This is a genomic window from Sphingopyxis sp. BSN-002, assembly GCF_022024275.1.
In the GTDB taxonomy this organism is placed as follows: Bacteria; Pseudomonadota; Alphaproteobacteria; order Sphingomonadales; family Sphingomonadaceae; genus Sphingopyxis.
The window spans coordinates 2,149,309-2,163,851 of sequence record NZ_CP091804.1 but is presented as its reverse complement, the minus strand read 5'-3'; the positions used below and the strand labels follow the sequence as shown (position 1 = coordinate 2,163,851).

Annotated in this window: 19 protein-coding genes; 9 read left to right on the top strand and 10 right to left on the bottom strand. The window is 64.1% G+C overall.

The window, feature by feature from the left end; translation table 11 throughout:
• Positions 1–74 precede the first annotated feature (74 nt).
• The gene (gene mnmE / locus L7H23_RS10705; RefSeq protein WP_275671243.1) at positions 75–1,379 is read right to left on the bottom strand and encodes a tRNA uridine-5-carboxymethylaminomethyl(34) synthesis GTPase MnmE; all 1,305 of its coding nucleotides are present in this window, start codon (positions 1,377–1,379) and stop codon (positions 75–77) included.
• A gap of 23 nt (positions 1,380–1,402) precedes the next feature.
• Positions 1,403–1,687: a DUF6489 family protein gene (locus L7H23_RS10700; RefSeq protein ID WP_237835857.1), complete on the bottom strand. Its 285-nt coding sequence runs from the start codon at positions 1,685–1,687 to the stop codon at positions 1,403–1,405.
• A 96-nt stretch (positions 1,688–1,783) separates the two neighbouring features.
• On the opposite strand from L7H23_RS10700, the gene L7H23_RS10695 reads away from it, so the two are divergent.
• The 3 genes from L7H23_RS10695 to L7H23_RS10685 are packed head-to-tail and all read left to right on the top strand — an operon-like array spanning position 1,784 to position 4,474.
• Positions 1,784–2,482 (top strand): dienelactone hydrolase family protein, encoded by a 699-nt coding sequence (locus L7H23_RS10695; RefSeq protein ID WP_237835856.1) that lies wholly within the window; start codon positions 1,784–1,786, stop codon positions 2,480–2,482.
• Positions 2,479–2,877, top strand: coding sequence for a nuclear transport factor 2 family protein (locus L7H23_RS10690; RefSeq protein ID WP_237835855.1), 399 nt, complete (start codon positions 2,479–2,481; stop codon positions 2,875–2,877). Before L7H23_RS10695 ends, L7H23_RS10690 begins: the two co-directional genes overlap by 4 nt.
• Positions 2,878–2,896: 19 nt before the next feature.
• Positions 2,897–4,474, top strand: a complete 1,578-nt coding sequence (locus tag L7H23_RS10685; protein WP_237835854.1) for an FMN-binding glutamate synthase family protein — start codon at positions 2,897–2,899, stop codon at positions 4,472–4,474.
• Here the strand turns inward: L7H23_RS10685 and L7H23_RS10680 are convergent.
• The 8 genes from L7H23_RS10680 to hemE form a co-directional block, all read right to left on the bottom strand.
• Complete coding sequence (locus tag L7H23_RS10680) at positions 4,471–4,857, bottom strand: DUF1489 domain-containing protein (RefSeq protein ID WP_237835853.1); 387 nt, start codon at positions 4,855–4,857, stop codon at positions 4,471–4,473. The two genes, L7H23_RS10685 and L7H23_RS10680, sit on opposite strands and share 4 nt — an antisense overlap.
• Positions 4,858–4,903: 46 nt before the next feature.
• On the bottom strand, positions 4,904–5,338 hold the full coding sequence (locus tag L7H23_RS10675; protein ID WP_237835852.1) for a hypothetical protein: 435 nt from the start codon (positions 5,336–5,338) through the stop codon (positions 4,904–4,906).
• Positions 5,339–5,364: 26 nt separating this feature from the next.
• Positions 5,365–6,075 (bottom strand): YjbE family putative metal transport protein, encoded by a 711-nt coding sequence (locus L7H23_RS10670; protein WP_237835851.1) that lies wholly within the window; start codon positions 6,073–6,075, stop codon positions 5,365–5,367.
• Positions 6,076–6,088: 13 nt separating this feature from the next.
• Positions 6,089–6,742, bottom strand: a complete 654-nt coding sequence (locus L7H23_RS10665) for a YjbE family putative metal transport protein (RefSeq protein WP_237835850.1) — start codon at positions 6,740–6,742, stop codon at positions 6,089–6,091.
• Positions 6,742–7,035 carry an antibiotic biosynthesis monooxygenase gene (locus tag L7H23_RS10660; protein WP_237835849.1) on the bottom strand — a complete coding sequence of 98 codons (294 nt, stop codon included), beginning with the start codon at positions 7,033–7,035 and terminating at the stop codon, positions 6,742–6,744. Before L7H23_RS10660 ends, L7H23_RS10665 begins: the two co-directional genes overlap by 1 nt.
• Before the next feature lie 9 nt (positions 7,036–7,044).
• Entirely contained in the window at positions 7,045–8,301 is a 1,257-nt protein-coding gene (rho, locus tag L7H23_RS10655; protein WP_093510006.1) for a transcription termination factor Rho, read from the bottom strand.
• A 195-nt stretch (positions 8,302–8,496) separates the two neighbouring features.
• Positions 8,497–8,940, bottom strand: coding sequence for a CopD family protein (locus tag L7H23_RS10650; protein WP_237835848.1), 444 nt, complete (start codon positions 8,938–8,940; stop codon positions 8,497–8,499).
• Between the two features lie 9 nt (positions 8,941–8,949).
• Positions 8,950–9,975 (bottom strand): uroporphyrinogen decarboxylase, encoded by a 1,026-nt coding sequence (gene hemE / locus L7H23_RS10645; RefSeq protein WP_237835847.1) that lies wholly within the window; start codon positions 9,973–9,975, stop codon positions 8,950–8,952.
• A 339-nt stretch (positions 9,976–10,314) separates the two neighbouring features.
• Between hemE and L7H23_RS10640 the strand changes: the two genes are divergently transcribed.
• Genes L7H23_RS10640 through raiA form a run of 6 tightly spaced genes read left to right on the top strand, consistent with a single transcriptional unit; the run spans position 10,315 to position 14,486 of the window.
• Complete coding sequence (locus L7H23_RS10640) at positions 10,315–11,127, top strand: pyruvate, water dikinase regulatory protein (RefSeq protein ID WP_237835846.1); 813 nt, start codon at positions 10,315–10,317, stop codon at positions 11,125–11,127.
• Entirely contained in the window at positions 11,124–11,720 is a 597-nt protein-coding gene (locus L7H23_RS10635; RefSeq protein ID WP_237835845.1) for a Maf family protein, read from the top strand. Before L7H23_RS10640 ends, L7H23_RS10635 begins: the two co-directional genes overlap by 4 nt.
• The gene (gene aroE / locus L7H23_RS10630) at positions 11,717–12,529 is read left to right on the top strand and encodes a shikimate dehydrogenase (protein WP_237835844.1); all 813 of its coding nucleotides are present in this window, start codon (positions 11,717–11,719) and stop codon (positions 12,527–12,529) included. The genes L7H23_RS10635 and aroE overlap by 4 nt, the downstream gene beginning before the upstream one ends.
• Positions 12,526–13,149, top strand: coding sequence for a dephospho-CoA kinase (gene coaE, locus L7H23_RS10625; protein ID WP_237835843.1), 624 nt, complete (start codon positions 12,526–12,528; stop codon positions 13,147–13,149). Before aroE ends, coaE begins: the two co-directional genes overlap by 4 nt.
• A gap of 19 nt (positions 13,150–13,168) precedes the next feature.
• Positions 13,169–13,867, top strand: a complete 699-nt coding sequence (gene dnaQ, locus L7H23_RS10620; RefSeq protein WP_237835842.1) for a DNA polymerase III subunit epsilon — start codon at positions 13,169–13,171, stop codon at positions 13,865–13,867.
• 43 nt (positions 13,868–13,910) lie between these two features.
• The gene (gene raiA, locus L7H23_RS10615) at positions 13,911–14,486 is read left to right on the top strand and encodes a ribosome-associated translation inhibitor RaiA (RefSeq protein WP_237835841.1); all 576 of its coding nucleotides are present in this window, start codon (positions 13,911–13,913) and stop codon (positions 14,484–14,486) included.
• The last annotated feature ends 57 nt before the right edge of the window (positions 14,487–14,543 follow it).

Genomic DNA, 14,543 nt, shown 5'->3' with positions numbered 1-14,543 from the left:
ATTGCGGCGCCCTTAGCGCAATGCGCGCAGCGAATCCACCGGGCTGCGACCGATGCGATGTTCCACGTGGAACATCATTTCCCGATGCAAAAACGCCCGAACAATGCGTCGAGCATATCCTCGACCCCTGCCCGTCCGGTGATCCGGTCGAGTGCGGTCGCGGCAAGCCGCAGTCGCTCGGCGATCAGGATCAGATCATCGGCCTCGCGCGTGCCCGGTTCGATCGCAAGCCATTGTTTTGCCTCGGCGAGCGCCGCGCGCTGGCGCTGGCGCAGCGCCGCCTCGCCCTCGCGCGGCAACAAGGTCCGCGCCATCTCGACGATACAGGCATGGAGCTTGTCCATCCCCTCGCCCGTCGCTGCCGAGAGTAGCAAATCGCATCGCGCGGCCTCGGCCTCGGCCGCCGCGTCGCCGCGCCAGCGGTCGGCCTGCGCCGCGATCAGGATCGCACGCGGATGCGCAGGCGCCTCCCTTGGTGGCCCCAGCCACAGCAGGATGTCGGCCGCCTCGACTGCCGCCTTCGCGCGGTCGATCCCGATCGCCTCGATCGCATCGGCACCTTCCGCGCGGATCCCCGCGGTATCCGAAAAGCGCATTGCGATCCCGTCGAGCGCCAACGGGGTCTCAATCACGTCGCGCGTCGTCCCTTCGACCGGCGACACGATCGCCAGTTCGCGCTGCGCCAACGCATTGATCAAAGTCGATTTTCCGGCATTGGGCGGCCCTGCGATCACCACCGACAGCCCCTCGGCGATCACCTCCGCCGCCGGCCGCGCCAGCCATTCGCCGAGCTCGTCCGCCAAAGCTGCCATCCCCCGCGTCAAACGCTGCGCGGCACCTTCGTAAACTTCGACATCATCCTCGTCGGCAAAATTGAGCTCGGCCTCCGCCCCCGCCATCAGCCCGAGCAACCGCTCCTGCCATTCCGCCACGGCCCGCGACACATGCCCGCTCGCCATGCCCAAAGCCTGCACCCGCTGGCTCTCGGTCTCGGCTGCCAGCAGATCGGCGAGCCCCTCGGCCTCGGCCAAATCGATCCGGCCGTTTTCAAAGGCGCGGCGTGTGAACTCGCCAGCCTCCGCGCGTCGCAATCCCGGCACCGCATCCAGCGCGGCCTCTACCGCTGCCACGACCGCTCGGCCGCCATGCAGATGCAGTTCGACCAGATCCTCGCCCGTCGCCGTCGCGGGCGCCGGAAACCACAGGACCAGCGCACGGTCGAGCGGCGCGCCTGCACCATCCTTCAGACTGGCCAACGACGCATGCCGCGGCTCGGGCAAGCGGCCCGCGAGTGCGGTCAGCGCCGCGCCAGCATGCGTCCCGCTGATGCGCACGACCCCGATCGCTGCCGGCGGCATCCCGCTCGACAGCGCAAAAATCGTTTCACTTCCAACGTCTTGGTTCAGCTTTTACGCCCCTTGGAGCCCTTGTCGTCGTCGCCCGACTTCGAACCACCCATCAGGCCGCCGCCGAACTGGCCGAGCAGCGACTGGACGAGTTCGAGGCCGCTGCCGCCCATCGGCACCCAGGTCTTGACCATCTGCTGGACCATATCGGGAGTGATGCCCTTCGCCATCAGCTCCTTGACGCGCGACAGATAGATGTCGTGCAGCGGCTCGAGGTCGGGAAGCCCGAACAGCCGCCGCGCTTCCTCGGGGGTGCAATCGATCTCGATATTGAATTTCATCGTCCGTCTCCGCCCCTTTACGCGCTTGAGCCGCGCTCCAACGGCGGCTAGCTTCGCGCTTTCCCTCCCAATTGGCAAGAGTCAGGAGCTTCCCTCATGTCCGCGACGAACATCACCATCCCCGCGCTCGACGGGACGAGCGAGATCCCGGCCTATGTCGCGCGCCCCGACGCCGATTCGTCGCGCGCGATCATCGTCATCCCCGAAATCTTCGGCGTGAACGCCGGCATCCGTGAGAAATGCGACGACTGGGCGGCGCAGGGCTATCTTGCGATCGCCCCCGACCTCTTCTGGCGCTTCGCGCCCGGGGTCGAACTCAACCCCGATGTCGACGCCGAGCTGCAGCAGGCGTTTGGCTATTTCGGCCAATATGACGCCGACGACGGGGTGAAGGATATCGAGGCAGCGATCCGCTGGCTCCACGGTCAGGGCGCGACCAAAGTCGGCTGCGCAGGCTACTGCCTCGGCGGCCGCCTCGCCTATATGGCCGCAGCGCGCACCGATATCGATGTGTCGGTCGGCTATTATGGCGTGATGATCGATCAGATGCTGAACGAAAGCCACGCGATCGCAAGGCCGCTGATGCTTCACATCCCGACCGCCGACCATTTCGTGAGCCCCGAGGCGCAGGCGAAGATGCACGAGGCGCTCGACCCGCATCCGAAGGTCACGCTCTACGACTATGAAGGGCTCGACCATGGCTTCGCCGCGACGAACGGCGACCGCCGCGACGAAACAGCCGCGCAGCTCGCCGACAGCCGCACCCGCGCCTTCCTCGCCGAGCATCTCGCATGAGCGCCGCGCGCGAAGGCGTCGCCGCCTGGCACGCCTATATGGAGGCGGGCGACCCGCAAGCACTGAAGACCATCCTCGCTGAAGACGCGGTGTTCCACTCCCCCGTCGTCCACACCCCGCAGGAGGGCCGCGACAAGGTCTTCGCCTATCTCCACGCGGCGAGCCATGTGCTCGGCGGCGAGAATTTCCGCTATTTGCGCGAAATCATCGATGGCGATCAGGCGATGCTCGAATTCCAGAGCGAGCTCGACGGCATCCAGATCAACGGCGTCGACATCATTCGCTGGAACGAAGACGGAAAGATTAGTGATTTCAAAGTTATGGTTCGCCCTCTCAAGGCGATAAACAAGGTGTGGGAGAAGATGGCGGCGATGCTCGCGGCGCAGGCGGGGTGACCGGAGCGAGGGCTTCGCGATGCACCGCCTGATCGCCTTTCCGATCCTGATCGCCATCATCGTGCTCGCCGGCTGGTGGCCGCCCGCCCGCTGGACTTTGCTGCTCTGGGTGCCCCTGCTCCTCCTCGCGCTCTATGATGCGCTTCAGCGCCACCACAGCCTCCGCCGCAACTTTCCGCTGATCGCGCGCATCCGCTGGTTGTTCGAGGCGGCACGCCCCTTCCTCTATGCCTATATCGTCGAAAGCCCGCTCGAAGGCCGTCCGTTCGCACGCGTCGAGCGCGACATCGTCTATGCGCGCGCCAAGGGCGAACTCGACAGCCATCCCTTCGGGACCGAACTCGACGTCTATTCGGACGAATATGAGTGGATGAGCCACAGCATGGCGCCCGCGGAAGCCGCCGACCGGACGCAGCGCCCGACCGTCGGCACCGCGCAATGTTCGAAGCCCTACCAGCCGGCGTTGCTCAACATTTCGGCGATGAGCTTCGGCTCGCTCGGCGCGAACGCGATTCAGGCGCTCAACCTCGGCGCGAAGCTCGGCAATTTCTATCACGACACCGGCGAAGGGAGCTTCAGCCCCTATCACCGCATCCACGGCGGCGACATCGTCTGGGAGCTTGGTAGCGGCTATTTCGGCTGCCGCGATGCGACGGGCCATTTCGACCCCGAGCGCTTCCGCGACCGCGCCGCCGAAGACCAGATCAAGATGATCGAGATCAAATTGAGCCAGGGCGCCAAGCCCGGGCACGGCGGGGTCCTTCCCGGCGCCAAGGTCAGCGCAGAGATCGCCGCGACGCGCGGCGTTCCCGAAGGACAGGACTGCATCTCGCCTGCCGCGCATTCCGCGTTCGGAAGCCCCGTCGAGATGATCGAATGGGCCGCAAAACTACGCGAATTATCGGGTGGGAAGCCAGTCGGGATCAAGCTGTGCGTCGGCCAGCCGCACGAGGTTTATGCCGTCATGAAGGCGATGATCGAGACCGGAATCCGCCTCGACTTCATCGTCGTCGATGGCGCCGAGGGTGGAACCGGCGCGGCGCCCGTCGAATTTTCGAACAGCATCGGCATGCCGCTGCGCGAAGGACTGATCTTCGTCCGCAACGCCCTCGTCGGCTGCGGGCTCAAGGAAGAAATCCGCCTCGCCGCGTCGGGCAAGGTGCATTCAGGAGCGGGGCTCGCTATCAATTGCGCGCTCGGCGCCGACTGGTCGAACGCCGCGCGCGCCTTCATGTTCACGCTCGGCTGCGTCCAGTCGCTCAAATGCCACACCGACCATTGCCCGACCGGGGTCGCAACGCAGGATCTCGGCCGCCAGCGCGGGCTCGTGGTTGAGGAGAAAGCCGAACGCGTTCGCCGTTTTCAGGCGGCTACGGTGAACGCGCTCTGGGACATCAGCTGTGCGATGGGGCTGGAAAATCCGTGGGAGATCCGCCCGCATCATCTCCACGAGCGGCTCAATTCGGCACGCTCGGACTCGATCGACCGCATCTATAAATTCTACGAGCGCGGCGTGCTGCTCGACGATCCGGACTCGGTCGCCGGCGCCCGCTACTGGGCGATGGCGCGCGCGGACAGCTTCCGCGCGGCCTGCTAGATCAGACTGAGCTCGGCAAGTTCGCGGTAAAGCTCGGGCGGCAGCTCTCCAATACCGTCGCCGTCGTCGACGCCTTTCGGTGCGTCGGCGTCGGTCAGGTACCGCCAACCCTGATGTGCGCGCTTCGGCTGCGGATGGACGCGTTCGAGCGCGGCGACGCAGACGATATCGATCCGACCATCCTCGCGCTCGTCGAAGCGCAGAATCTCGACACGCCCGACGAGCGTGTGCTTGACGATGAAATGCAGTTTGCCGCCGACCAGCTCGTCGGCGCGTTTCGGCTTGAACCGTGTGGTGAACCGGACCTCGCTACCCTCCGCACGCATTTGAATCCGGGCTTCCAGTGAAGCGAAGTCGGGGCAGCCGACGGCAACGCGAGTCATATGAAGCTGGGACATGGTGATCAGATCGGGTCAGGGACCGGCAAGTTCAACCGGAAACCTCGCCCAGATAGTAATCGGCGCGACTTTGCGGATTGACGGGGACCTGCAGCAGGAAAAGCGGTGAATAGAGCAGAACCGCCAACGACTGAACGCCATAGAGAAGCGCATAGGGCAGCGTCGTCATGCCCAGGAACCCGCCCATGGCCACAGCAAGGCGGCCAAAAGCCCTCGCAGTATGTCCGTTGGGTTCGGGTTCGGGTGCCGCGAGCATTTCGGCAAGAATCGCCGACGCATCCTCATGCTGCCACGCCGGCACTGTCAGCCGAAAGCCGCCGATCGCGACGATGTCGGGCGAAACGCTTGCGTAATATTCGCCGCCGACATGGACGATGATCCCGGCAGCATCAAGCATCGCGGCGACCGTCAAAGCCTCGCCGCGACCCAATATCCGCGCAACCGGCACCATCGCATCGTCGGTCATCGACCCTGAAGGCGATGGCATCCCGGTCAGCCGCCGATAAAGCTCATGAAATGCGGATGCACGTCGTGCCAGCCGTCCCAGATCATCTTGATCGCGACGTACAGGATGACGAGCAGCCCGACCCACGCGATCCAGCGATAGCGCTCGATATATTTGGCGATGATGTTGGCCGCAACGCCCATCATCGCGACCGCAAAGATCAGCCCGACGATCAGGATCCCCGGATGCTCGCGCGCCGCACCCGCGACCGCAAGGACATTGTCGAGGCTCATCGACACGTCGGCGACCGCGACGCCCCAGGCGGCCGCGGCAAAGGTCTTTGCCGGACGAAGCCCCGAATCCTCGTCACCAGCAATTTCCGGCGAGCCGGCCGATTCGCCATGGCCGCTGCGGATGTCGCGCCACATGCGCCATGCCACCCAGAGGAGCAGGATGCCGCCTGCGAGCACGAGCCCGACGATGCCGAGCAGCTGCTGCACGACCAGCGCGAAGCCGATGCGCAGCACCAGTGCGGCACCGACACCGATCAGGATGACCTTGCGGCGCTGGTCGGCGGGCAGGCCCGCAGCGAGTGCACCAACGACGATCGCATTGTCGCCTGCAAGGACAAGGTCGATCAGCAACACCTGGATGAAGGCGGTGAACGCCGCCGGTTCAGTGATGTTCGAAAAATCATGGACGATCGCGCCCCAGATTCCGCCCGATGCCGGCGCCGACGCCCCGGCCGACAAGATCATGTCCCAAATCATTTCAACGCACCCATCCGAACAAATGCCCCAGGCCGATTTCGGGATCGACCCACCCGTCGTAAATCATCTTCAGCGCGACATAGAGGATCACCACCAGCCCGACCCAGGCGATCCAGTGATAACGCTGCAGCAGCTTGGCGACATAATTCGCCGCTAGCCCCATGACCAGCACCGTGAAGGTCATGCCAACGAACAGCAAGGCCGGATTCTCGCGCGCGATCGATGCAACGAGCAGGACATTGTCGATGCTCATCGACAGGTCGGCGATCATGATCGAGATAGCGGCCTTCAAGAAGCTCTGTTTCGCGGGTTCGCCCTCGACCTCGGGGGTTGCCGGATCGTCGACCGGGCCGGTGGCCGGCTGCGGTCGGATCTCACGATACATATTGTACGCGACCCACAAGAGCAGCAGCCCGCCCGCAAAGACGAGGCCGGTGATCTTGAGCAGCTGCGTCGCGATCGTCGCGAAGGTGACGAGGAAAACCAGCGCCATACCGACGCCGAGCATCAGCACGCGCTTGCGCTCGCGTTCGGGCAGGCGGCCCGCGATCGTCCCCATGATCAGCACATTGTCGCCGGCCATGGTAAGGTCGCCGATGATGATCTGCCCGAGCAGGATCAGCCCCGAGCCGGTGAAGATCGCCGAAAAGTCCATTACAGCGCCTCTCCGAAATAGCTGACCTCGGGCACCGGGTCATAAAAGCGATGCAGCAGCGCGCGCCACTGCTGATAGCGATCCGATTGCCGGAAGCCATCGCGATGATCCGCGATTGACCTCCATTCGGCCAACAGCAGATAGGGCTGTCCGGTTCCGGTCGGCCGTCGGATTTGCAACGAAATAAAGCCGGGCGAGGCCTCTATCAAAGGTCGCGCCTCGGCGACGGCCGCCTCGAACGCCGCTTCGCTTCCCGCACGCACGGGGAGCAAGGCATGCTCGATCACGGCCATCGCGTGGGCTTACTGGTTCATGCTGTCGAAGAAATCTTCGTTCGTCTTCGAATCCTTGATCTTGTCGAGCAGGAATTCCATCGCGTCGACGGTGCCCATCTGCATGAGGATGCGGCGCAGGACCCACATTTTGCTGAGCTTGTCCTTCTCGACGAGCAATTCTTCCTTGCGGGTGCCCGACTTTCCGACGTCGAGCGACGGGAAGATGCGCTTGTCGGCAACCTTGCGGTCGAGCACGATTTCCGAGTTACCCGTGCCCTTGAATTCTTCGAAGATCACTTCGTCCATGCGGCTGCCGGTGTCGATCAGCGCGGTGGCGATGATCGACAGCGAACCGCCTTCCTCGATGTTACGCGCGGCGCCGAAGAAACGCTTCGGACGCTGGAGCGCATTGGCGTCGACACCGCCGGTCAGCACCTTGCCCGAGCTCGGTACGACAGTGTTGTAGGCGCGGCCGAGGCGCGTGATCGAGTCGAGGAGGATCACCACATCCTTCTTGTGCTCGACGAGGCGCTTCGCCTTCTCGATCACCATTTCGGCGACCTGGACGTGACGCGTCGCGGGTTCGTCGAAGGTCGAGGAGACGACCTCGCCGTTCACGCTGCGCTGCATGTCGGTGACTTCCTCGGGACGTTCGTCGACGAGAAGGACGATCAGGTAAACCTCGGGGTGGTTGTCGGTGATCGCCTTGGCGATATTCTGTAGCAGCACCGTCTTACCCGTACGCGGCGGCGCGACGATCAGTGCGCGCTGGCCCTTGCCCTGCGGGCTGACGAGGTCGATGACGCGGGCCGACTTGTCCTTGACCGTCGGATCGACCGTATCGAGCGACAGCTTCTGGTTCGGATAGAGCGGCGTCAAATTGTCGAAATTGACGCGGTGACGCACCGCTTCCGGATCGTCGAAATTGACCTTGATCAGCTTGGTCAGCGCGAAATAGCGCTCGCCGTCCTTCGGCGCGCGGATTTCGCCCTCGACGGTGTCACCGGTGCGCAGGCCATATTTGCGGACCTGGTTCGGCGAGACATAGATGTCGTCGGGACCGGCGAGATAATTGGCGTCCGATGAGCGCAGGAAACCGAACGAGTCCGGGAGAACCTCGATCGTGCCCGATCCGATGATTTCCTCGCCCTCTTCGGCGAGTTCCTTCAGGATCGAGAACATCAGGTCCTGCTTGCGCAAGGTCGAGGCGCCCTCGACGCCCAGTTCTTCCGCCATTTCGACGAGCTGGGCAGGCGCCTTGGTTTTAAGTTCTTTAAGATGCATGGGACAGATTCCGGGTAGAAAATTCAGGAGAGATTTGGACTAAAATTCGTCGCACCGGCTGGTGCCTATCCGGCCGTGGGACGACCGTTACAGATAGCTCGGCGCATCAATGCGCCGCCCGCTCGGAAACGGGGTTGATCGGCCCCTATAACCGGCTTTTGCCCAAGTCAATCGGGCCTGCGCCGAGATGGTGCCTCAGAAGGGACGGACGATCACCAGAATGACGATGAGCGCCGCGGCGATGCCGGGGACTTCGTTGAGCATTCGCAGCTGCTTCTCGGTCAGCGGGCGCTGACCTTTGGCGAGCTTCTTCGCATAGCCGATCATCCAGCCATGATAGCCCGAAAGCGCGATCACGATCAGGAATTTGGCGATGAACCAGCCTTCGTGCCAGGTATCGCCATTGAAGGCGAGCATCAGCCCGAAGATCCAGACGAACAGGATCGCGGGCATCAGGATGATCTTGCGCAGGCGATCCTCGCGCTCGATCCACTTCCTGTCCTCGTCGGATCCCACTGCGCATTGGTGGTGATAGACGAAGAAGCGCGGCATCATGAACAGGCCGGCCATGAAGAAGATCACGAAGATGACATGCGCGGCTTTGACCCAAAGCATCGTCACCCCCAGAAAACCTGCCATAAGTCCCGCCTATCCACGAACGCGCCGGATCAGATGCTCGACGTGGGCGATCGGCGTGTCGGGGACGATGCCATGGCCGAGATTGAAGATATGGGGACGCTCGGGGAAAGCCGCAAGGATGCGGTCGATCGCACTGTCAAGCGCCGTGCCGCCTGCAACGAGCGCGAGCGGATCGAGATTGCCCTGCACCGGCAGATGCGCGGGCAGCGCCTTGTCGGCCCACACCGGATCGACCGTCTCGTCGAGACCAATCGCGTCGGCGCCGACCTCGTTCGCATAGGCGACGAGCTTGCCGCCGGCGCCCTTCGGAAAGCCGATGACCGGCGTGTCGGGGTGCAGCGCCTTCAACCGGCGCACGATTTCGGCATTGGGTGCGATAACCCAGCGTTCGAACTGCGCCGGCGACAGGCTTCCCGCCCAGCTGTCGAATAATTGCACCGCCTCGACGCCATTCTCGATCTGGCCCGAGAGATAGGTGACCGAGAGATCGACGATCGCGTCGATGATCGCCTGGAAAGCAGCAGGATCGCCGAATGCCAAACGCCGCGCCTGCGCCTGATCCTTCGATCCCTGCCCCGCCACCATATAGGTCGCGACGGTCCAGGGACTCCCCGCAAAGCCGAGGAAAGTCGTCTCGACGGGTAGCGACGCTGCGACGCGGGCAACGGTACCATAAACCGGGTCAAGCCGCTGCGGCATCGCCTCGAGCGACGCCAGCGTGCTGTCGACGAGCGGCGGCGCAAGCCGCGGCCCCTCGCCCGCCTCGAACCACAGATGCTGGCCAAGCGCGTGCGGAACGACGAGAATATCGGAAAACAGGATTGCGCCGTCGAAACCGAAGCGCCGGATCGGTTGCAAGGTGACCTCGGCCGCCGCCTCGCTGTCATAGCAGAGCTCGAGGAAACCGCCCTTCGTCTCCCGCAGCGCGCGATACTCGGGCAGATAGCGTCCTGCCTGTCGCATCAGCCATAGCGCGGGCTTTTCCTGCCGCGCTCCGCGCAGCGTAGCGAGCAAGCTCTTCGACGACGCTTTCACGCGGCCCCTCTTTCTCTTCTCAATAATAATATAGAAATGATTGTGGTGGATTGTTGGTCGGCGGACAGCGCGGCTTTAGGCGGCAGCGTCCCTTTTGCCAACATATTGACTCGGCGCGTCACGGGTAACGTCACGGAGTCGCTTGACGCTGTCCTCCTAATTCACAGCCTGTGGATAAGATTCATCCCTTGTGGACAAGCGGTGGAGCGGAATCGGCACGACCGTGGAGGAATCCACAGTCCCGATCTTGTCCCTGTGCTTATACCGGAATTTATCCACAACCCCGATTTCGATGATCCGGGATTGCCTTTTTCCTAGGATTTCCGTCATGGTGGCCGAATGAGCCGGCTCCACCTGCACCTCATATCCGATTCCACGGGCGAAACGCTCGAGAATATCGCGAAGGCGGCGATTGCCCAGTTCGACGATGTCGAGGTCGTGCGCCATTTCTGGCCGATGGTCCGGTCGGAGTCACATCTCGACCGCATCATCGCCGAAGTGCAGGCCAGCCCCGGGATGATCCTCTTCACGCTGGTAAACGGCGAGCTTCGCGCCAGCCTCGAACGCCGCGCCGCCGCACTGAACCTGCCGACCGTTCCTGCGCTCGACGCGGTGACCGACGCACTGTCACGGATGCTCGGGCAGGAAGCAAAGGCGCGCCCCGGCCGCCAGCACCAGCTCGACGCCGCCTATTTTGCGCGGGTCGAGGCGATTCAATTCACCGTCGCGCACGACGACGGCATCGGCTGGGAAAATTGGGAACAGGCCGATATCGTTCTCGCGGGGGTGTCGCGCACCTCGAAGACCCCGACGAGCATCTATCTCGCGAACCGCGGCTTCAAGACCGCGAACATCCCGATCGTCCCCGAATCGCCGCCACCGAACGCGCTCTACAATCTCAAGAAGCCGCTCGTCGTCGGATTGACCACCGGGCTCGACCGGCTCGTCCAGGTCCGCCGCAACCGTTTGCTCTCGCTCAATCAGGCGCCCGAAACATCCTATGTCGACGACGAGAATGTGAAGGCGGAGCTTGCCTATGCGCGCCGCATGTTCGCGGACAATGGCTGGCCGGTGATCGATGTGACGCGTCGCTCGATCGAGGAAACCGCCGCCGCGGTGATCAAGCTGGTCGAGGATCGCGGCCCCGCATGACGCTTCTCCTTGCCTCGCAAAGCAGCGGCCGCGCCGCGATGCTCCGTGCCGCCGGGCTGACCTTCGAAACCAGCGCAGCGCATGTCGATGAGGAAGCGCTGACGGCTTCGCTGCTGGCGACGGGCCAGAATCCGCGTAACATCGCCGATGCGCTTGCCGAGGCCAAGGCCGTCAAAATCTCGTCGCGGCTCCCCGGGGTGACGGTCCTCGGCGCCGATTCGACGCTCGCGCTCGACGACGGGTCGATGCTGACCAAGCCCGCAACGCCGGAAGAGGCCGCCGACCATCTTCGCCGCATGGCCGGAACGCGCCACCGCCTGTTCAGCGCTGCGGTCGCCGCGCGCGACGGGGCGCCGGTCTGGCGCGCGATCGGAGAGGCGAAGCTCTGGCTGCGCCCCTTGTCCGAAGCCTTCATCGCCGACTATGTGGCGCAAAACTGGGACAGCATTCGCTGGACCGTCGGATGCTACGAAATCGAGGGGGCAGGCGTGCAACTATTCGACCGGGTCGAGGGCGATCCTTGGACGATCATCGGCATGCCTATGCTGCCTTTGCTCGCATGGCTCCGCGCCAACGGACTGGCACCGCAATGAGCACGCCCTATGCAGAGGTGATCGGCGATCCGATCGCGCACTCGAAATCGCCGCTGATCCACGGCTTCTGGCTCGATGCGCTCGGCATCGAAGGCGACTACCGCCGCGCGCATGTAAAGCCCGAAGACCTCGAAAGCTTCATCGCCGAGCGCAAGGCCGATCCCGACTGGCGCGGCTGCAACGTCACCATCCCGCACAAGGTCGCGGTAATGAATCTCGTCGATGATCCCGGCGATATCCGCGGCACGATCGGTGCGATGAACACGATCGTCCGGCAAAAGGACGGATCGCTGATCGGTACCAATACCGATGCGGCGGGCTTCTATTCCCCGCTCGCCGAACTCGACCTCGACGGCGCGCCGGTTGCGGTCGTCGGCGCCGGCGGCGCAGCGCGCGCGGTCCTCTTTGCGCTCGCCCGTGCGGGAGTCGGCCGCGTCACCATCCTCAACCGCAGCCCGCTGAAAGCGATGGGCCTGCTCGCGACCTTCGGGCTGAAGGGCGATGTCGTCGCGCTCGATGCAGCGCTTCCGCCGGTCTCCCTGCTCGTCAACTCGAGCAGCCTCGGCATGACCGGCCAGCCGCCGCTCGATCTCGACCTGTCGCCGCTCCCCGACGATGCGATCGTCTATGACCTTGTCTATGCCCCGCTCCAGACCGGGCTTCTGAAGGCCGCCGAGGCGCGGGGGCTCGATACCGTCGACGGGCTCGATATGCTGATCGGTCAGGCGGCGCTGGCGTTCGAACTGTTCTTCGGGCAATCGCCGCCGGAAGGCCGCGACGACGAGCTTCGCGCCATGCTGACGGCATGAGCTTCCGAAAGCATCCTGGCGCGCAGCTCAAACGCCCGTTCATCCTCGGCCTCACCGGTTCGATCGGGATGGGCAAATCGACGGCGGCCAAGATGTTCGAGCGCGAAGGCGTGCCGATCTTCGACGCCGATGCCGAGGTGCACCGGTTGCAGGGGCCAGGCGGTGCGCTCGTCGCGGCGATCGAGGCGCGTTTTCCGGGGACCACCGGACCCAAGGGCGTCGACCGCCAGAAACTTGGCGCCCGCGTTCTTGGCAACACCCACGAACTCGCGGCGCTCGAATCGATTGTCCACCCGGCTGTGGCGAAGGCGCAGCGCAAATTCCTCATGCGCCACCGCGCGCGCGACGTCGTCATTCTCGACATTCCGTTGCTTTTCGAAAAGGGCGGCTGGCGAAAGGTCGGTGCGATCGCGGTGGTCTCGGCGCCGGCGTGGATGCAGACCAAGCGCGTGATGCGTCGCCCCGGGATGACGCGCGCGAAGCTGAAGGCGATCCGCCGCCTGCAGGTGCCCGACCGCGTCAAGCGCGCCCGCGCTGATTTCGTCATCGAAACGGGCCATCCCAAAAGCGCGACGCACCGCCAGATTCGCGCCATCGCCTCTTGTTTCCGCGCGCGATAGGGTCCAGATTAGCCCTTCGATGCGTGAGATTATTTTCGATACCGAAACCACGGGGTTCGATCCCAAGTCCGGAGACAGGCTGGTCGAAATCGGGTGCGTGGAACTGGTCGATCGCCGCGAAACCGGGGTCACATTCCACGCCTATTTCAATCCCGAGCGCGACATGCCCGCCGCCGCCGAAGCGGTGCACGGTCTTTCCATCCAGTTTCTTTCGGACAAGCCACTGTTCGCGACTCGCGTCGACGAGCTGATCGAGTTTCTTGGTGACGCGCCGCTGGTCGCGCATAATGCCGCCTTCGACTTCGGCTTCGTCAACGCCGAACTCGCGCGCGCTGGCCGCCCGGCGCTCGACATGGCGCGCATGTGCTGCACCGTACAGATGGCGCGCAAGCTGCATCCGGGCGCCAAACACAGCCTCGACGCGCTCTGCACGCGCTATGGCATCGACCGCAGCCACCGCGTCAAGCACGGCGCGTTGCTCGATGCCGAACTGCTCGCGCACCTTTATATCGAGATGACCGGCGGCCGGCAGATCGGCCTGGGGCTTGCGGCGGCAGCCGTCGGCACCACGGCTTCTGTCGCTGCCGATCCGGTTCGTACCGCGCCTCCCCGCGCGTTCCGCGAACCTCGCCCGCATGGCGCAACGCCGGCCGAACTGGCGCGCCATGCAGAATTCGTCGCCACGCTTACCGGGCCGCTGTGGCACGATAGTCCGTAGCGCCGGTCCCGGCCGTCGCTGCGATCCTGTAAGGAGAAGAAAAATGGAAATCCGCGTCTCTGGCCACCAGATCGAAACCGGCGAAGCGCTGCAGGCGCATGTGTCGGACCGGATGAACGCGATTGCCGACAAATATTTCTCCCGCGCGATCGGGGCACACGCGACTTTCGGCAAGGGGCCGCACGAAAGTTTTCAGTGCGACATCGTCGCGCACGTGATGCAGGGACTCGTGCTCAAGGGGCACGGCCAGGCGCAGGATGCGCATGTCGCCTTCGAAGGCGCGGCCGAGCGCATCGAGAAACAGCTGCGACGCTATATGCGGCGATTGAAGGATCGCAACACCAGTGCAGGCAATGGCGTCGCAACGGTCGACGAGATCGAGGACAATGCCGCCTACACCGTCTTCGACGGAGGCGCCGACGAGGATGAGGCGGGCGATGCCCCCGCGATCATCGCGGAAACGCGCGTCGACATTCCGACCAGCAGCGTCTCCGACGCGGTGATGATGCTTGACCTGCGCAACACCAATGCGCTGCTTTTCGTCAACAGCAAGACGGGCAGTCACAATATGGTCTATCGCCGCGATGACGGCACGATCGGCTGGGTCGAACCCCGCTAAATCATGCCCGATCAACATGTTCGGCGGAGGGGAAAGGTCTTTCCGCCGAACGTCGGT